Annotated in this window: 20 protein-coding genes; 13 read left to right on the top strand and 7 right to left on the bottom strand. The window is 44.6% G+C overall.

The window, feature by feature from the left end:
• Positions 1 to 713, bottom strand: a 713-nt coding sequence (locus H6S82_RS02305; protein ID WP_191056002.1) for an aminotransferase class I/II-fold pyridoxal phosphate-dependent enzyme, incomplete at its 3' end; no start/stop codon positions are given.
• An 11-nt stretch (positions 714 to 724) separates the two neighbouring features.
• Positions 725 to 994 carry a hypothetical protein gene (locus tag H6S82_RS02310; RefSeq protein ID WP_347339451.1) on the bottom strand — a complete coding sequence of 90 codons (270 nt, stop codon included), beginning with the start codon at positions 992 to 994 and terminating at the stop codon, positions 725 to 727.
• 94 nt (positions 995 to 1,088) lie between these two features.
• Here H6S82_RS02310 and H6S82_RS02315 point away from each other — a divergent pair, with 94 nt between their 5' ends.
• On the top strand, positions 1,089 to 2,417 hold the full coding sequence (locus H6S82_RS02315; protein WP_242056783.1) for a sigma-54-dependent Fis family transcriptional regulator: 1,329 nt from the start codon (positions 1,089 to 1,091) through the stop codon (positions 2,415 to 2,417).
• On the top strand, positions 2,414 to 2,797 hold the full coding sequence (locus tag H6S82_RS02320) for a response regulator (protein WP_190464188.1): 384 nt from the start codon (positions 2,414 to 2,416) through the stop codon (positions 2,795 to 2,797). Before H6S82_RS02315 ends, H6S82_RS02320 begins: the two co-directional genes overlap by 4 nt.
• Before the next feature lie 54 nt (positions 2,798 to 2,851).
• On the opposite strand, the gene H6S82_RS02325 is transcribed toward H6S82_RS02320, so the two are convergent.
• Genes H6S82_RS02325 through H6S82_RS02335 form a run of 3 tightly spaced genes read right to left on the bottom strand, consistent with a single transcriptional unit; the run spans position 2,852 to position 4,627 of the window.
• Entirely contained in the window at positions 2,852 to 3,610 is a 759-nt protein-coding gene (locus H6S82_RS02325; protein ID WP_190464190.1) for a hypothetical protein, read from the bottom strand.
• A 41-nt stretch (positions 3,611 to 3,651) separates the two neighbouring features.
• Entirely contained in the window at positions 3,652 to 4,038 is a 387-nt protein-coding gene (locus H6S82_RS02330; protein WP_190464269.1) for a DUF1823 family protein, read from the bottom strand.
• A gap of 28 nt (positions 4,039 to 4,066) precedes the next feature.
• On the bottom strand, positions 4,067 to 4,627 hold the full coding sequence (locus tag H6S82_RS02335) for a CPBP family glutamic-type intramembrane protease (RefSeq protein WP_190464191.1): 561 nt from the start codon (positions 4,625 to 4,627) through the stop codon (positions 4,067 to 4,069).
• A 78-nt stretch (positions 4,628 to 4,705) separates the two neighbouring features.
• Here H6S82_RS02335 and H6S82_RS34270 point away from each other — a divergent pair, with 78 nt between their 5' ends.
• Complete coding sequence (locus H6S82_RS34270; protein WP_190464192.1) at positions 4,706 to 6,091, top strand: acylphosphatase; 1,386 nt, start codon at positions 4,706 to 4,708, stop codon at positions 6,089 to 6,091.
• Between the two features lies 1 nt (position 6,092).
• Here H6S82_RS34270 and H6S82_RS02345 read toward each other — a convergent pair whose 3' ends face one another.
• Together H6S82_RS02345 and H6S82_RS02350 are read right to left on the bottom strand one after the other, a co-directional pair.
• Positions 6,093 to 6,767: a DUF3226 domain-containing protein gene (locus H6S82_RS02345; protein ID WP_190464194.1), complete on the bottom strand. Its 675-nt coding sequence runs from the start codon at positions 6,765 to 6,767 to the stop codon at positions 6,093 to 6,095.
• Positions 6,767 to 8,026 carry an AAA family ATPase gene (locus tag H6S82_RS02350; RefSeq protein WP_322111889.1) on the bottom strand — a complete coding sequence of 420 codons (1,260 nt, stop codon included), beginning with the start codon at positions 8,024 to 8,026 and terminating at the stop codon, positions 6,767 to 6,769. Before H6S82_RS02350 ends, H6S82_RS02345 begins: the two co-directional genes overlap by 1 nt.
• Before the next feature lie 9 nt (positions 8,027 to 8,035).
• Between H6S82_RS02350 and H6S82_RS02355 the strand changes: the two genes are divergently transcribed.
• The 10 genes from H6S82_RS02355 to H6S82_RS02400 all read left to right on the top strand — a co-directional run.
• Positions 8,036 to 8,326, top strand: coding sequence for an acylphosphatase (locus H6S82_RS02355; protein WP_190464196.1), 291 nt, complete (start codon positions 8,036 to 8,038; stop codon positions 8,324 to 8,326).
• Positions 8,327 to 8,548: 222 nt separating this feature from the next.
• A complete protein-coding gene (locus tag H6S82_RS02360) occupies positions 8,549 to 8,947 on the top strand; it encodes a J domain-containing protein (RefSeq protein WP_190464197.1) in 399 nt (132 codons plus the stop codon).
• A gap of 3 nt (positions 8,948 to 8,950) precedes the next feature.
• A complete protein-coding gene (rbsK, locus tag H6S82_RS02365; RefSeq protein ID WP_190464198.1) occupies positions 8,951 to 9,883 on the top strand; it encodes a ribokinase in 933 nt (310 codons plus the stop codon).
• A 104-nt stretch (positions 9,884 to 9,987) separates the two neighbouring features.
• The gene (locus tag H6S82_RS02370) at positions 9,988 to 10,995 is read left to right on the top strand and encodes an ADP-ribosylglycohydrolase family protein (RefSeq protein WP_190464200.1); all 1,008 of its coding nucleotides are present in this window, start codon (positions 9,988 to 9,990) and stop codon (positions 10,993 to 10,995) included.
• Positions 10,996 to 11,200: 205 nt separating this feature from the next.
• On the top strand, positions 11,201 to 11,785 hold the full coding sequence (locus tag H6S82_RS02375; protein ID WP_190464202.1) for a DUF99 family protein: 585 nt from the start codon (positions 11,201 to 11,203) through the stop codon (positions 11,783 to 11,785).
• Positions 11,786 to 12,082: 297 nt separating this feature from the next.
• Positions 12,083 to 14,596 (top strand): ATP-binding protein, encoded by a 2,514-nt coding sequence (locus tag H6S82_RS02380; protein WP_190464210.1) that lies wholly within the window; start codon positions 12,083 to 12,085, stop codon positions 14,594 to 14,596.
• A gap of 42 nt (positions 14,597 to 14,638) precedes the next feature.
• Positions 14,639 to 15,223 (top strand): COP23 domain-containing protein, encoded by a 585-nt coding sequence (locus H6S82_RS02385; RefSeq protein WP_190464212.1) that lies wholly within the window; start codon positions 14,639 to 14,641, stop codon positions 15,221 to 15,223.
• Entirely contained in the window at positions 15,223 to 16,428 is a 1,206-nt protein-coding gene (locus H6S82_RS02390; protein WP_190464213.1) for a WD40 repeat domain-containing protein, read from the top strand. Before H6S82_RS02385 ends, H6S82_RS02390 begins: the two co-directional genes overlap by 1 nt.
• Positions 16,429 to 16,454: 26 nt before the next feature.
• Positions 16,455 to 18,098: a trypsin-like peptidase domain-containing protein gene (locus H6S82_RS02395; protein ID WP_190464215.1), complete on the top strand. Its 1,644-nt coding sequence runs from the start codon at positions 16,455 to 16,457 to the stop codon at positions 18,096 to 18,098.
• The coding region (locus tag H6S82_RS02400; RefSeq protein WP_191056003.1) for a serine protease at positions 18,095 to 18,775 on the top strand (681 nt) is incomplete at its 3' end. The genes H6S82_RS02395 and H6S82_RS02400, both read left to right, overlap by 4 nt.

Here is an 18,775-nt window from a genome sequence, read left to right on the forward strand (position 1 = left end):
CCTATTTGAATAAGCGGCAATCCGGTACAGTGGAAATGTTCCACGCAACCGGCTCCATTTGCACCCAAAACTCCCGTGGCGTGCGCTTCATCAACTAGCACCATGCTGCTGAATTTTTCCGCTAAATCTAACAGTGCGGGTAAGGGACATAAGTCGCCATCCATACTGAAGACGCTATCGGTAATTATCAAGCAGCGTCGGTATTGTTGTCGATGTTGATGTAGTAGATCTTCCAAATCTTCTACATTACAGTGGGCGTATTCGATGACGGTTGCACCGCTGAGGATGGCTCCATTTTTGAGGCTGGAGTGATTGTATCGGTCAGAGAGAATTAAATCCCGTTTTCCGACAAGAGAGGCGATCGCTCCCAAATTGGCCAAATACCCAGAACTGAATACCAAGGCGTCTTCAGTTTGTTTGAGGGATGCGATCGCTTCCTCCAATTGCCGATGCAGTTCTCGGTGTCCGCTTAGCAGTCGGGAACCGGTGCTACCTGTCCCGAATTCCTTCGCCGCCGCAACTGCTGCTGCGATCGCACGCTGATCTCCCGCCAATCCCAAATAATCGTTACTGGCAAAATTAATTACAGGCTGTCCTTCCAGCCGTACAATGGCTCCTGGCAGACCCTGGATAGTTTGTACAGAGCGATACCAATCTGCCCGATGAATTGTGGTAAGGGATTTATCCAGCCAAGCGTAAGGATCGGTTGTCATTGGAAATGTCATTATTCCTGTTCTGGAGGAGCCTCAGTATTTTTTATTTCTGCATTCTTGCCCTTAACTGGGGGTAGCTGTTCGACTAAAGCCATTTCAAAAGCGACATCGGGCAGCTCCCCAACTATATACTTACCAGGGGCAAACACCCGCCCTGGCGTAAAACAGTATTGCTTAAGCTGAACCACCTCGCCTGGAGCAAACATTCCCCTAAACATTTTTCGCTCAATTGCCATGACTAATTCTCCCGATCGAATCTCAATACTCTTTAATTTTGGCACTTGTGCTGCTTTACGCAATCGAAATGTCCATACCTTCCATAGATATGAGTGAAACCACTGTCATTCTTCCTCTTTAATTGTCTCAATCGGCTTGATGACTCTGATTAAGTATGGTTTTGATATAAATTTGAACATAGATGTACACAAACGATCGTCTAACTGGCACATAGAGCCATTGCAAATTGTGAATAAAACGATCGTCCCTAAACCCAATCAACTGATGAGATCGAATTTATTAAAGAATGCTTTAGAAGCCGGACGTAAATACATAGCCACAGGTGCAATTTCTGCGGATATGTTGCGCCAAGAAATTTACCGTGCCTGGGAAAGGTCGCACCTAGAGGGAGCTAATCCCCGCACTTTGCAAGCAGATAAGCTATCAACTTTGGATACAGAGCGCTTACTAGAAAGACAGAGTTTTCTGATCGATGCCGCTCGTCCATATTTAAGGGTACTATCTCAGGCAGCCGGACACGAGCGCCACGCCGTCATGCTAAGCGAGCAAAATGCGATCGTACTCGACGTAGTAGGCGACGAGCAGAGCGTACATGGGCCCGAAGCAGTTCCGGGGCCGGGATCTTTACTATCAGAAGCAGTAGCTGGTGCCAACGGTCTGGGAACACCCTTAGCTGAAGACGGTTATGCAGAAATTATCGCCTCAGAGCATTTTATCCAGGGATTTCATCCCTTCACCTGCCAGGGAATTCCCCTGCGTAACGACAAAAAAGAAGTTATGGGAGTCCTCAGTATCTCTGTGCGGCGACCGGAGGTGGGGCAGCGCCTCAAAGAAATCTTGCTTTGTGCCTCCCACGGCATCGAAGCAGAATTGCTGCAAAAGCGCTTGCAAGAAGATGTTCGCCGCGTACTTACATCTCACCCAGATGATGGCCAACCATTAGAACAATTGCGCCAAGATATAGTTCAAGCCCATAATGCCGGACGCTTGCGACTGGAGGTAGTATCTCGTTTGGTTGCGGGAAACCGCTTCGAGTATGCGCTACAATTACTCCGACAAGCTGAAGAATCAATTCAACTATTTCGTCGCCGCGCTGCTCTTTGGCGCGATTTAGCTTCATTAGAGGTAGGAGCAATCCAACCGATATCCCTAACCGATACTGTTCGCGATTTAGTCGATCTGCTCTCCACCGAAGCAACAATACGTAAGATTGAAATTTTCATATGCTTTCCAGAGGAAGTTAGAGTACAGGCAGATCGGAGAACCCTTTCACGCAGGCTTTTTCGGGATTTTATACAAGCTTTCGATCTGGTAGGAAAAGGGGGTGCAGTACGGATCGAAATACATAAAATCCCTCATACCTCATCGGGGCAAGTAAGTTTAATTCCGATGCCAGCACCCGATCGTGTACAATCAGCCCCAATACCATTTATTCTGACGCTGCCAATAGGAAATTACAATCCATGAATCAAGGCTATCCATTAAATAGAAAAGTGCTAATTGCAGACGATGATGATGATAGTCGAACTATGCTCGCTTTTCTACTTGAAAGCGAGGGTTGGCAAATTGCCGAAGCACGTAATGGTAAAGAAGCTTTAGAAAAATTGACGGAGGAATGCCCGCAGGTATTGATTTTAGATAATCGAATGCCAGAGTTAACCGGAGCGGAAGTATACCAGCATATCCAGCAGGAAGGAATCAAAATTCCGGTTGTATTGATGACAGCATTCAGCGATTTGGAAGAATTAGCTTCATCTTTGGGCATTCGTTATTACTTACCTAAGCCGGTGGATGTGCCGCTCGTACTGGCGACGGTTGAGTCTGCTTACGCGGAATATCAAAAATGATCGAATGCTAAATTGCAGGCTGAATGCGCGATCGCTCCTTTTTTCCACCTAATATTAGCGCTCCCAAACATCAAATGGATCGTTACTATCATCTGCTAACCAGGCATAGGGATCGCCAGAAACTTGCACTCCTCCATATTTAGAAAAGGCAATTCTTACGATATTTGTGCGACCGATATCCAAATAGCCGGATGCCCAGACTTCTAATTTAGTAATGCCGGTGATAATGATTCTGTGAGCGCCTGGACATAGATATACTGTTTTTCTGCGATCGAATGTACGCGGTTGAAATACCTCTCGCCCATTAATCCAAACATTACCCCAATCATCCCCACGCGCAACAAACTCTACCAAAACCGATCCTGTATAAGTGTTCGGACAAAATCCTGTAGAGTTCGGAGGATAACCTGTGGTGGGAGAGGAAGGACAACCGTAGGGCGTACAGGTGCCGTACTCCGTGCAACCGTAGGGATTGCAACTGCCAGTAGGCGTTCTCCAACAACCGAATTGATTACAACCACCACCCACGGGATAGCACCCGTAAAAATTACAGCTAGTTCTATTTTGAGCTAAAGAGGAAACCTGCCAGGGAAGCAAAGCTAAAGTTGCACTAAATGCAGTAAAAGTCAATAATTTTCCTACCAGGCAGATAAGATTGTATAACAACAAAGTAGGTTGGTTTGCTTTAACAAAACTCAATGCCAAACTTGGGTTTGTTGGGTTTCGCTGGGGCTCAACCGAACCTACAATTTTGTTGAAGGAAAGACTATTGAGATTGCCAGAGGTAAACCGAGAATGGTTTGTAGTTTTCATGGCTCATAGCTGTAGATTTTTCTGAAATTTTCAGACGAATGCTAGGCTAAACCAGGTTCCTTTAGACTTGTTTGTCGCAGATAACTTAACAGCCAATTTGCTGCCGTAGCCCGTCGAGTCTGCCGAGGGCCGAATTCTCCGATTTTGTAACCCTTAAAACCCAAGCTTTCTTTCAACAGTTGTTTATTTTCAGGAGGAATGGAACGAGTCAGTTTTACGGTTGCGGGACGGCTTTCTATAAAATCAGGCGGTTCTGGATATTCATTTTGCCATTCCTCTGCAACGCCGGAAGCATCCCATTTGCCAGAAATTTCGTCATGGCGATATCCCAAGCAATGCCAAACGAGTTGGTTGACTGTTGCATCGTCAATAGTATCGTTGATAATTGCCCAGATGGTTTCGGTATTTAGCGGCGGTAAGTTAGACATGAAAGTTGTTAGCTGATATTGCGATCGACTACTCATGTAGTTTCCTATATCCGCCTAACAAAAGCAACCAGACTACCACAACTAGCCAGTGGATTACCACGGTCAGCCAGAGGGAACCGCTTTGCAGGTAAGCAACGGTACAGGCACCACCTAGCAGCGCCGCTAATGATAGGAAAATGGGATTGAAAAATGTTTTGAGTCCGGCTGGAAAGAAGCTGATGGCGTTGAGCGGATGATAAACTATAAATGCAACCAAACTGATAAATATCCACAATACCAATTTTGTTGTAGAAACATTTTCTGTAGGATGCGGTAAAAGTAAAACGCGAAAAAATAGTTCCTCGGTGATGGCAGGGAATAGCAGAGAAATTGCTATAATCTTGACAACCTTTGGCCACGATTCTTTTAAAACATCAATTTGTAAAAAGCCAAATTTGAAACCGAGCGGCAATGAAATCAATGCCAATATCGCTAATAATAAGGCACAGAGCAACCCATTATCAATGCTGGGAAGGGTGGTAAAAGCTCTGCTGACACGGAATACTAACTTATCGATCGCAGCCATAGCGATAAAAGATCCAAAACTCATTTACCACTCCTCCTTATAGGTAACGTTCTGATACTAAAATCTAATTCAGGCGTGTTATTTATCAATGCGGACTCTACAATGGAAAACCAAACAACACCACCTGGACAAGTCCGAGCCCATGTTTTTATTTCTGGAAACGTTAAAGGAGTTGGCTTCCGCTTAGCCACTTGGGATAAGGCGAACCAATGGGGAATTGGCGGTTGGGTGGAAGAACTTCCCGACGGACGAGTGGAAGCTGTGTTTGAGGGAAGCAAGGAACTTGTAGAAGCAATTATCAGCTGGTGTTACCGGGGAAGTCCAGATGCTGTGGTTAAAAATGTTACGGTTGGGTATGAAGAACCGGAGGGATTGACTGAGTTTATCATCAGACGATCTCGCGAACCTGTAGTTTATAAAAAACCAACGAGCGTCAATACCAAAACGATTAACGTTCTCTTCTTCGTTCACGGGTTAATGCTCAGCGATAATCCCACGCCAGAAGAAAAGCAATACGATATCCTGTGGGAACCTGTGAAGAAACTCTATAATCTTGAGGAGCGCATTGACGAGATTGTCAGAGTTAATTGGGGGCAATATTTGGATGAAACAGACGAACCCAGACCAGACGAAAAAATCAACAAGGCGGAAAAATTTATTTTAGACCAACTTAATTTCGATCGCCTGCGTCAAAAACCCAGCCCCAATAACATTGTACTTCAAGATTTACAGAGCGATATCACTTTTCAACCTTGGTGGCGGTTTTTGGTTAAACCTTTACGAGAAACATTACTTTTGCGGGGATTTGGGGATGCGGTTTACTATGTTGGCGAAGATGGCAAAATAGCAGTGCAGTTGGCTGTGTATCGCCAAGTCTTGAAAGTATTAGAAAAATATCGATCGCAAATTGAGGAAGATATAGAAACCGAAGCGCTAAGAATCAAAGTGCGGCTGCACGCGATCGGCACAAGTTTGGGTTCAACCGTTATTAACGACTTTTTGCACGGTTTATTTTCCAATACCGGATACCGGATTAGAAGCAATCCGGAAGAAGCAAAAGAACCGACAATTGTCACGAGTAAAGTTTTGGAAGATGAGAAACAGAAAACAGTCGAACGCTATCAATTTTGGCGAATTGCTGCCCAGAAAAAACGCTTAGAGTTGGGTTCAGTTGTGACAATGGCTTCTCAACTTCCAGTTTTGCTAATGCGTTCTCAGCGCGTTGTTGATGCTTTTGCTAATGGCCAAACTTTGCCAGCGGATGAAATAGGCATTCCTCGCGATATTAAAGAAGTGATCTGGAAAATTTTCTACGATATAGACGATTTGCTGGCATTTCCCGTGCGTCCTTTATTTGGCGATTATCCCGGTATTCAGGATATTCAAGTAGATGTAGGAGATGGCTTGAAAGCGCACACGAGTTATTGGGGAAATGAAAAGATTCACGAACAAGTTGCCGAACTTTTGAATAGGAGAGTGGTGAGTTAGCTTAACTCGTTGGTAGTGCTGGATTGAAGAGATCCTTTAACCATTCCAGAAATGCGATCGCAATTGCAGATTCGTGACGCAACACACGCGCTGTGATTGCCTGTCCCATAGGCATCCCCGGTGTTTCTTGCCAAGCTAACCAAGTATGAATCAAAGCTTTGGGATGGTGAACTAAGCTATAGCAGTTGATACCAGCTTGTTCGATTTCTTGCAAAATACCGTCTGCTTTCGGACACAAAATATCATCTGAGGGGATAAGATGGGCAACAAAATCTTCTAACATTCCAGGTAGTTGATTGTTAGGCATTAACCAAACTCCCACTTTTGGTAAATCTGGTGGTGCGTAAACCCAACCTTCTGGCGGTGGTGTTTCGGGGATATCTTGATAACCGCTGGTACTGAGTTTATATCGCAGGGATTGCCAACGTGCCAGTAAATCGCGATCGGCATCAACTACAATACCTAGTGTACGTAAATTTTCTGCTTTTAACCTATCTGATAATCCCTCTAAAAGTACCTCAATTCCTTGTCCATTTTCGTCTGTCGGCACTTCCACAGAAAAAGTTTCTGGTACTCGATATTTTTCGCACAAAGCCCATATGACGTGCTGGTCATTCTTCCCTTCAACTAATAACTGTTGAGGTTTTGGTTTGGGAGGTTTTTGTGCTTTTGGCATCACCGTACCTCAATACTTTGCCGAACGGCAACTGCTAATTCATCTGCGGTGTATTCAACTGCACGTATCTTTTCATCGCGCCGACTTAAGCGGAATAATTTTCCGACTGAATTATCTTCAAATTCAGCCAATGCTTCTTGAAAACCCGCTATACAATCCCAACTATGAGTAGTAGCAAAAACCTGTAAATTTAACCGTTTTGCTGTTGAAAAAATTAAACGCCACATATCAGTTTGGGCTTCGTAATATAAGCCAGTTTCAATCTCATCTACTAGCAGTAAACCATTTTCAACTGTTACAGCAGCCATTGCTAGAGATAGCATACGACGCATTCCCTCACCCATACTACCCAGGTTAATTGGGTTGTGCTGTCCGTGAAGTTTCAGCAGAACGCCACTACTAGAACTTTGTCTGCTGGTGAAACTAATACGTTCTATATTTGGCTCTAATATTTGCAACGCTGCTACCACGCTTTCTTCTTTCGGGGTTAGTGTGATTTTATCCCAAAACACAGCCATTTGTTGAAAATTTATGTTGGTCGTTGTGAGAAAGAAATTTGAGCTAATGTTTTGGGTAAAAAGTCTTGAATTGCTAGTTGTTACAAAAGCATGAGGCTGATGTTCATTCCATTGCCGAAAGGCTTTCCCTGTAATCAAGCCATCATCGCGGATGGGTATAGGCATTGTAGTACCCCGTCCGTCTGAAAATAAAAGCAAAAACTTTGATGGCTCAATTGACCCCCCTTCAGGAGTCAAGAATAGATCAAAGCCAGGAGGTTTCTGAATACGCTCAGGTTCTTTGATCTGGAATTGAACAGATAAGGGAGCTTCTTTTTCCGATCGCACAGAAATAGTTTGCTCAGTATTTAGCTGATGGCCATAAAAAATATGTCTTATTTCATAACCGCTTCGGCGCTCAATTTCTCCCCTAACAAAAGAGGACTGAGATATAGAGTAATCTGCGATTTCACCCCGATTATATAAGAAATTAATTAAAGGTTCAAGGTTAACTTGATTAACCAATAAATAGACAGCTTCCAGGAGGCTGGTTTTGCCGCTGTTATTTGAACCGACGATCAGATTGACACGCGCCAAACCGTCGATGTGGAAATCTTTGAAGCAGCGATAGTTTTGGATGGTAAGATCGCGTAGCATAAAGCCCTCTGCTGTGCAGCGGTTGTCATTTCCCATATTAGAGGGTAGAGGGAAAATGCGATCGCAGTACTCGCAAAGCTTTAAAATACGATCGCAAGTTATCACATATCGTCAATGTCACAACAAGATAAAATCCGCGCCCACGTTTTTGTTTCCGGTATCGTTCAGGGTGTGGGTTATCGCTATTCAACTTTAAAACAGGCGCAACGGGTGGGTGTAGGCGGTTGGGTACGCAACGTCCCGGATGGGCGCGTGGAAGCTGTTTTTGAAGGAACTAAGGCAAATGTAGAAGCGATGATTCGCTGGTGTTATCGGGGAAGTCCATCTGCTGAGGTTACGGATGTGGCGGTTGAGTACGAACAACCTCAAGGTATGGAGAGTTTTGCGATCGAAAGGCGGGGTTAGCAGGGAATTTTGTAACTAATTTAACCGCTTTCAAGATGAGCTTGGATTTAGTAAAGAGGTGTTAGATGAAGTGTTTGCATTAGTAAAGATGAAGTAGATTTAAGAAAAATATCTTTAGATTTTATTATTAAAAGGATGTGTTCGGGATCGCCACATTCAGCGCAAGTACCCTCAAACTGGAAAATACTTCACTGTTTTAGCAGTGACCGGAGGTGGTTGTCGATGAGTAATGTGGAGCAATACTATAGAATACTTGAGCTAGAACCGGGCGCTACACTGGAGGAAATTCGTCAGGGATACAAAGACTTAGCGATGGTGTGGCATCCAGACCGTTTTCCCAATCATCCCAGACTCCGACAAAAAGCTCATAAAAAATTGCAACTAATTAACGAAGCGCACGAAAAGTTACGGTCATTTGCGCCTGTTGCTGCGACGATCGCATCTCCACCGCACTCTGAGTCGGCGCGATCGCAACCATCCCCATCATCCCCATCAAACAGTAAAGATTACTACAAACAGCCACCTCCCAAGCCTCAAGAAGAAGACTACAGAAAATATACTTACGAATATACGCCTTTCAAAAATTTCAGCCGCAAAGATGTCGATACGTGGTTAGATTAAATTGTGAAAAAGGTTATCGTCTTCGGCAGCATTAACATGGATTTGGTGGCCCGATCTCCCCGCTTGCCAATTCCCGGCGAAACTATCCTGGGTCGTGACTTTTTTACCGCGCCGGGAGGGAAAGGTGCAAATCAGGCGGTGGCATCTGCAAGATTGGGTATTCCTACTCAGTTAGTTGGGCGTATTGGCGATGACAATTTTGGTCGATCGCTCCTCACCCATCTTCAAACATTTGGTGTCCAAACAGAGCATATATTAATAGATAAAACAGCACATTCCGGCGTCGCTATTATCGCCGTAGATGACTCAGGGCAAAATAATATTATCGTTGTTCCCGGTGCGAACGGGTGCGTAAATGGCACTGATGTAAAAAATTTGATTAATTTGTGGGATAACGCCGCTGTATTGCTGCTTCAATTCGAGATTCCTTTAACGGCAGTAATTTCAGCCGCAAAAGCCGCTAAAAGTGTCGGTGTGAAGGTGATTCTCGACCCCGCACCGGCGCAAATAGATATCCCCGATGACTTTTACCCACTCGTCGATATTATTACGCCGAATGAAATTGAAGCGGCACAATTAGTTGGTTTTCCGGTTAATAATTTTGACACTGCTGCTAATGCGGCATCTGTCTTGCTTCAAAAAGGTGTGGGAACTGCGATCGTCAAATTGGGCGCACAAGGAGTTTACTGTGCGACAGCGGACTCAACATTTTTTATATCGGCTTTTCGAGTGCAAACGGTTGATACGGTAGCAGCTGGGGATGCTTTTAATGGTGGTTTGGTTGCAGCTATTGCTGAAGGGCGATCGCTGCGAGAGGGGGTGGTTTGGGGTGCTGCGGCTGGGGCTATTTCTACTACTAAGCCGGGTGCGATGTCTTCGATGTGCGATCGGGAAACATTGGATAGGTTTCTGAATGAGAGGGGTTTTTCTGGTTAGGGTTGGTCAGTTGTGAGTTTGAGATTGTTTTTTTTAACGCAAAGGGTCGCAAAGGTTTACGCTAAGGGACGCAGAGGAAATTCTCAAATTAAATGGGAAGAATTATGCTGTTAAAGGGTTGTGGTTCTGGATGCTTGTTTGGTTTGGCTTTGGGCGATGCGCTTGGTGCTGTTACTGAGTTTTTGAATGTTGATGAGATTTTGCGTCGTTTCCCGCCCAATGGCCCGCAGGAACCAACAGGTAATCCCGCCCGCGTTACGGACGATACGCAGATGGCGTTATGTGTGGGGGAGGCGTTGATTGAGGCGGGTGGGGTTTACACTGCCAGCAGTTTGGAACCTTTGCTGCGACGTGCTTTTGTCACTTGGTTACACAGTCCGGATAATAACCGCGCCCCCGGTCGAACTTGCTTGAATGCTTGTGGGAAGCTGGAGGAGGGTTTGCCGTGGGAGAGGGCGACTGTTGCTGACTCGAAGGGTTGCGGTGCGAATATGCGGGTTGCACCTGTGGGTTTGTTGCCTTTGGGGGGAGATAGTTCGCTTCGGGGTGCGATCGCGCAATTTCAAGCAGCGCTAACTCACGGTCATCCTACCGCCCTCGCAGCTTCGGATTTGACTGCTTATGCGATCGCCGATCTGGCTGCTGGTGGAACTCCGGAACAATTGCCCCAGCGACTCCGCAGCTACGCTTTATCCCAGCGCACAGTTTACCGCAGCGATTGGTTGGGGTCGCTTTGGCAACGTCCGTACATCAATACGCCAGAAGAATTTATCAGTCGCGGATGGGATGAATGTCTGTCGGTACTCGATCGTCTCGATGCTGCATTGGCAGAACCAAATCGCGATCGCGACCCCTGCGAAGCTACGGGTGAGGGATGGATAGCAGAGGAAGCTTTTGCTACTGGTTTGTTGTGTTTTCTGTTATTTCCAGAAGAACCCGTGGCGGCGTTGCGTCGTGCGGCAGTTACTTCTGGTGATTCGGATTCGATCGCTTGTTTGACTGGCGCTTTTGCAGGTGCTTATTTGGGCATGGAGGCATGGCCTTCATATTGGACGAGTCGGATCGAGTATCGCCAAAGACTTGCAGCTTTGGGGGAATTGTGGGATGGGTAGGCGATCGAAATATCGGCAGCTATCGTGGGTTTAATAATCAACAATTAGGTAAAAAATTTGAAATTTCAATAGACATCTCTAGAAAAGAATCTCTCTCGGCAGGCAGGATGCCTACCCCACCAGAATTTTTGGAGATGTCTAATAATATCGGCAAAAATACCGCACCTTTGCAAAAAATCTCATCTTCGGGCAATATGAGTAAGAGATGAAACTAGAATCTTTAATCAGACTCAATCGTGCCATTCGCGTCATCGGCTTCGACGACGCGCCTTTCGTGCGTCGAAGGGGAAGTCAGGTTGCGATCGCAGGTATCATTTGTGCAAATACGCGCTTTGAGGGTATGGTGTGGGGAAGGGTGCGACAAGATGGCTGGAACGCTACCGACACAATTTGTAAATTACTCATCGGTGGCAAATTTCTCCCACAATTGCATATTCTACTGCTAGACGGTATAGCTTTCGGTGGTTTTAATGTTATAGACCTACCGTTACTTTCCCAAAGGCTTGCACTCCCCTGCGTGGCAGTTATGCGCCGTCAGCCAGATATTATCGCTATAGAAGAAGCAATTCATCGCCTTCCACAACCAGAAAAACGTCTTAAAATACTGCGTCGTGCAGGTACTATTCACGAGTTTGGGCCGTTTTTCTTTCAAGTTTGCGGTGAAACTCCGGAAATAACTGCTGCGGTGCTGCAACGGCTGACGGACTGCGGAAAAGTTCCGGAAGCTTTACGTCTGGCACATTTAATTGGTGCAGCTATAGTTAAGGGCGAAAGTGGCAGTTGTGCTTGATTTTATAATTTTATAGTGTATAAAGAGATGTTACTATGATATTAAAATTTATTACATAAAAGCAAAGAATCTAGAAACAAATTAGTATTTTTGGACATCTTATAATTAGTTACCATTATTGATAAGATAGCTTAAAACACCTCTTGGGCTAGCAACCCAGGGGCATTGCTTATAGAGCAATTTTGATAAACACAAATTGAGCGATCGCTGTCATAATATATAACACTCAGCCACAAATGCCACTAGGTTAAGTCTGAGCAAAGGTGTCTACCAGTTCTACAAAGGAAAGTAAAGAACATGAGTAGAAGGGAAATTATCACGGCTGAAGAAGCTGTTTTGACTAATTGTGAGAGGGAACCTATTCACACTCCGGGTTCCATTCAGCCTCACGGTGTACTTTTGGTATTGAGAGAGCCGCATCTGACAATTCTACAAGTGAGCAACAACACTTTAGAATTTTTTGGCTTATGTCCGGAGAAATTAATTAGGAAAAATCTGAATGAATTGCTCGACAATTCTCAAATAGAACAATTTAAACAATATTTAACAATTCAAGACCTACCGAGTGTAAATCCTATTAAATTAACAATTAAAACAGCTAGCACTCGTCACGTTTTCGATGGAATAATTCATAGAATCGATGGCGTTTTAATTCTAGAATTAGAGCCAGCAAGCCTTCCAGAAAATATTTCATTTTTTAGCTTTTACCATCACGTTAGGGCGGCTACATCTAAGCTACAAGAAACGTCTAACTTACAGGAATTGTCCGCAGCGATCGCTGTGGAAGTGCGAAAAATGACTGGGTTTGACAGGGTGATGGTATACAAATTTAATGCTGAGGGACATGGCTGCGTAATTGCCGAAGATAAACGACAAAATTTACCTAGTTTTTTGAATTTACACTACCCAGCCACAGATGTTCCCAAGCAAGCAAGAAAACTCTATTGTTTAAATTTACTGAGGTTAATAGCAGATGTCAATTATCAACCAGTGGAAATTATACCTACTTACAATCCAGTCATGAATAATGCGCTGGATTTAAGCTTTTCAGTTTTAAGAAGCGCATCCCCAATGCACATAGAATACTTGCAAAATATGGGTGTTGGCGCTTCTATGTCTATATCTTTGATTAAAGATCGAAAACTTTGGGGACTTGTGGCTTGCCATCATTATTCTCCCAAATTTGTCTCTTATGAAGTGCGAACAGCTTGCCAATTCCTCGGACAGGTGATGTCTGTAGAACTTTCAGCAAAGGAAAATAACGAAGATTCTGATTATAAACTGCAATTAAAATCTATTACAAGCAAGTTTATTGAATATATGTCTAAGGAGGAAAACTTTGTTGAGGGCTTGCTAAAATACTATCCTAATTTACTCAATTTAGTTAATGCGTCAGGAGCGGCGGTCTGTATTGATAATAATTTAAAGGTAATAGGTAAAACACCTCAAGAAGAAGAAATAAGGCAGTTAATTAATTGGATAGACCGTAGATTAAAATTGGAAATTTTCCATTCTGATAATTTGGCAAAACTGTATCCAGAGGCAGAAAAATTTAAGGATGTGGCGAGCGGTGCGATCGCAATTTCAATTTCGCCAACGCGGAGCAACTATGTTTTATGGTTTCGGCCAGAAGTCATTCAAACGGTTAATTGGGCAGGCAATCCCCATGAACCGGCGCAAATACAAGAAAAAATGGCAGATGGTAGTTTGCGCCTCTCTCCTCGCAAATCGTTTGAAATGTGGAAAGAAATTGTTAAATTAAAGTCTTTACCTTGGAAAAAATGCGAAATTGATGCAGCAGACGAACTAAGGAACGCCATTATAAGTATTATTTTGCGGCAAGCAGATGAATTAGCTAAATTAAATATGGCTTTGCTGAAGTCGGAAGCGAGAGAAAGAGAAAAAGCATCTCAGTTAGAAGTAGCGCTGCAAGAACTACAGCACACCCAAACTCAGCTAGTGCAAAGCGAAAAAATGTCTAGCTTGGGACAAATGGTAGCCGGCGTTGCCCATGAAATTAACAATCCCATCAACTTTATTTATGGGAATTTAATACATGCAAATGAGTATACAAAAGATTTTCTTCAGTTGCTAAACTTATACCGCCAGGATTTTCCGTCACCAGGAGAGCGAATCAATCAAATGGCGGAAGAAATTGACCTGGAATTTTTGATGGATGATTTGCCGAAACTTTTGCGTTCGATGAAAGTAGGGGCCGATCGCATTCGCGAGATCGTGCAGGCGCTGCGAATTTTCTCGCGCATCGATGAAAGCGAAATGAAGCCGGTAGACATTCACGAAGGTATAGAAAGCACCTTGCTGATTTTGAGCAATCGGCTCAAAGCTAGCTCGACTCGTCCCGGCATTCAAGTCATCAAAGAATATGGCAATCTACCGAAAATAGAGTGTTATGCCGGTCAGTTGAATCAGGTATTTATGAATATACTGGCAAATGCGATTGACGCCTTGGAAGATCTGAAGAGCAGAGGAGCGGGAGAGAAATATGCCATCCAAAATCTCAAATTAAAAATCCAAGATCCGGAGATTCGGATTCGCACCTACCTTGTAAGCAGCGATCGCATCGCGATCGGCATCGCAGATAATGGCCCAGGTATCTCCAACGAAGTGCAGCAGCGGTTGTTCGATCCTTTCTTTACCACAAAATCGGCCAGCAAAGGTACTGGTATAGGTTTGGCGATCGGCTATTCTGTGGTCGTGGACAAACACGGCGGTAACTTGACGTGCGTTTCTGCACCGGGACAGGGAGCAGAATTTATTGTTGAGCTTCCCATCAGAGCAAAGCTAAGCTAGAGATCGTACAGGTTTTGTTCGCTTGAGTACCAGACATATTTTATGAATAACGCTGCTTTGTTGCCTCAATTATGTTCTGCGTTAGCGATCGCCTTCTTGAGTGCATCTACCCTCACACCCCCCAGTCGCGCAGAAGGCGGCAGCACCAACACCACCAACGCCACTTTCTTCTGCGGTACCAGCAACGGCGTCCCGGCAACTATGGCCCGCACGCCACGCGGAGAAATACCGATGATTCTCTGGAATTCTCCCACAATCGTCCAATCGGGCGATACTCAAAAACAGTGCGAAGATGTATCGAATAGGTTGCAGAGTTATTACAATAACGGTACTTTCAAATACATCACCACTAGGAGAATGAACGGTCAAACCGTAGCTTGCGTTGCACAACAAAATAACGATGAGGCAACTTGCAGTGGCGACCCGTTATTCGCTCTCAACATACCCCCTCAAAGTAAACCGGCAGACGCTCTACAAGGTATATTTCGGATCAGAATGGCTTCTGCCGGAGTCATCAATGAAACGTTCGCACCTGTTTACATTAGTCTGGATAAATTATTACAGGGTGAGTATCCGCCAACGGGAAGCAATACCCGTCGTTCTCCATCTAGAAATAATCCTCAGTAATGGCGATCGCAAAACTTAGCTGCGGTGCAATTATCTTATCTGCTCTGTTGCAGTTTAGCAGTTACCAGAATTACCGCGTCTCATTAGGTAATTCTGGTCGTCCGATTTGGGATTGTGGGTCAGTCTGTTTTGTTTCCAGATCCCAGATCGATCCGTGGACAACAAATCCAAAATCCTCTGTTGCGAAGGTGGACATCGTGACGGGAAGCGGAGCCATTCCGATCTTGGGGTCTCCCCAAGTAGAGGACATGGCGTCCAAGACGCCCACTTCGCGCCAAATCCAAAATCCAAAATCGATCGCTCTGAGGCATTCCCAGTACCCAGTTTATGCGATCGCCTTCATTCCCCGCAGTCAAATTCTCGTCAGCGGCGGATACGATGAGCTAACCAAAGATGGTCGGGAAGGTACGATCAAGCTGTGGGATCTGAAGAATGGCCAACTCCTACGCACTCTCAAAGGACATACAGACCAAGTGCGTGCGATCGCCATCAGTCCCGATGGCAAAATATTAGCTAGCGGTAGCGACGATAAAAGTATCAAACTGTGGAATCCAAACACCGGACAGTTGCTGCGTACTCTTACCGGACATTCCGACTGGATTGCTGCTGTTGCTATCAGTCCGGATGGAAAAACTCTAGTCAGCGGTAGTTTCGACAACACCATCAAAATTTGGGATTTACATAGCGGACAATTGCGGCGTACCCTCACCGGACATACCGATCCAGTGCAGTCGATCGCCTTCACTCCCGATGGTACAACCTTAGCAAGTGCCAGTAACGATAAAACCATCAAACTGTGGAATCTTCGTACAGGACAATTGCAAAATACCCTCACCGGACATACAAATTTTGTTTTGTCGGTTGTCATCAGTCCCGATGGTACAACCCTGGCCAGTGCCGGTTATGACAAAACTATTAAATTGTGGAACTTACGCAGCAACAAACTGGAAAATACTCTCAAAGGCCATGCCGACTTAGTACCTGGTATCGCCATCAGCCCGGATGGTAAAATTTTAGCCAGCATCGAAGGAAGTTGGGACAATACCGTCAAGCTGTGGGATTTGCATAGTGGCGAATTCCTGGGCGACTTGCCAGCACACAAAAGTAATGTTGTCATTAAAGGAGAGTCGATCGCCTTCAGTCCTCAAGGTAATTTCCTCGCCAGTGGCAATAACGATGGCATCATTGAAATTTGGCAATATTGATATCAATTTTATCAGTGCAATTTGATATGAAATTTTCCTTTCCAGACCTAGCAGTGGCGATCGGTGCAGCAGCAATTGTAATTGTCCAATCTCAAATTGCCGTACCGCAAGAACAACAATCACTCAATGATAAAGCGATCGGTGATATGGCAAGAGATGTCACCGTTTTGATTAATGGCCAAAATCCCGGCTCGGGCGTAATTATTGCCAAACAAGGAAACACTTATTCCGTCCTCACTGCCAAACACGTTGTTGCCACTCAAGATGAATACGAAATATTTACTTCCGATGCCACAAAATATCCGCTTAATTACGCCAATGTCAAAAAATTACCTGGAATCGATTTAGCGATCGTGCAGTTTACCAGTAATAAAAATTATCGCGTTGCCGAGTTAGGTGATTCCGACAAAGTAACCGAAGGTGCAACAGTTTATACAGCCGGTTGGCCTCGTCCCGGACGCGCCATCAATCAAGCTATTTATCAAATTACTAAAGGCAGCATTTCCGGTCGTCCCTTGCAAGCATTAGATGATGGCTACGGTTTGGTTTATACTAATATCACTCGTACAGGAATGAGTGGCGGCCCGGTTTTTGATTCACAAGGGCAAGTAGTTGGCATTCACGGCAGGGGGGACGGAGAACCTATTTTTAATCCGGAAACTGGCGCAACAGTAGATGTCAAATCTGGTTTTAATTTAGCAATTCCCATCAACACATATTTTAAATTAGCGCCAGGGGTAGGAATTAATTTACTTTACTTGGGAGATAACTTTGTTGAAGCTAACAAGATAGCAGGACATTCAAACGCCATAAGTTCTGTCGCCATCAGTCAGGATGGTACAATCTTAGCTAGCGGCAGTATGGATAATACGATTAAAATTTGGAACAGAAGCACTGGGAAAGAATTGCGTACTCTCACCGGGCATACAAACTATATTAATTCGATCGCCATCAGTCCGGATAGCAAAATTTTGGCTAGTGGCGCTAATGATGGCACTGTGAAAATTTGGAACTTGGCTAACGGACGATTGATAAATAGCCTGACAGGCGATAAAAATTATGTCAGATCTGTTGCGATAAGTCCCGATGGAACAACTTTAGCTAGTGGCAGTGCAAATGATGCAAATATCAAAATTTGGAATCTGCAAACTGGCAAATTATTGCGTACTCTCACCGGACATCGCAATTATGTTAATGCGGTTGATTTTAGTGCAGATGGTAAGAGTTTGGCTAGTGGCAGTACGGATTTAACCATCAACATTTGGAATCCGAACACGGGAGAATTGCAGCAGACTTTGAAGGGACATACCAATTGGATCGCCAGCGTTGCGATCGGTTCTTTCGGGCAAATTATCGCCAGTGGTGGTGCTGACAATACGATTAAAATTTGGAATGTAAAAACAGGAGAAATGCTGTATAATTTACAAGCTCATTCTGGGGTGGTGAGAGCAGTGGCGATCGATCCCAACGCACATATCCTCGCCAGCGGTAGTGATGACGGAACAATCAAAATTTGGAACTTGCATAACGGTCAACTGCTGCATACTCTGCAAGTGCGCGATCGGCAAGGACAAATTGCGTCAGTAAATTCTTTGGCTTTCAGTAATGATGGGCAAATTTTGATTAGTAATGCTGGTGCTAGTTTAAGGATTTGGCAGGTGAAGCGATGAAATATTACTATCAATTATCGTCGGTAATAATTGGTGCAGCAATAGCGGTAATGCAACCGCAAATGGTAGTGCCGCAAACATTGGACGAACAAGCGATCGCATCTCTTGCTAAACAGGTAACTGTTGTGATTAACGGTCAAAATCCCGGCAGTGGCGTAATAATTGGTAAGAAAGATAATACTTATTATGTACTGACTGCCAAGCACGTTGTCGCTACACGAGATGAGTATGAAATTTTGACTCATGACAGCACAAAACACGCCCTCAACTATAGCACGGTGAAAAAATTGCCAGGGGTAGATTTAGCATTAGTGCAATTTACCAGTAGCCAAAATTACCGCGTTGCCGAAATAGCAGATTCGGATACGGTGACAGAAGGTGCAACTGTTTATACTGCTGGTTGGCCGCATCCCGGACGCGCCATCACGGAACGAGTTTATCAGATGACAACAGGCAAAATATCGGGTCGATCGCTCAAACCTTTAGAAGATGGCTATGCTTTAATTTATACCAATATCACTCGATCGGGCATGAGTGGTGGCCCACTTTTGGATGCCCAAGGGCGGGTAATTGGCATTCACGGACGGGCGGATGGAGTGCCGATCGTCAATCCCGACACGGGGCAAACAGTTGATATCAAATCAGGATTTAATTTGGCAATTCCAATTAAAATTTTT

This window comes from Planktothrix sp. FACHB-1355 (assembly GCF_014748295.1).
GTDB lineage: Bacteria > Cyanobacteriota > Cyanobacteriia > Cyanobacteriales > Aerosakkonemataceae > Aerosakkonema > Aerosakkonema funiforme_A.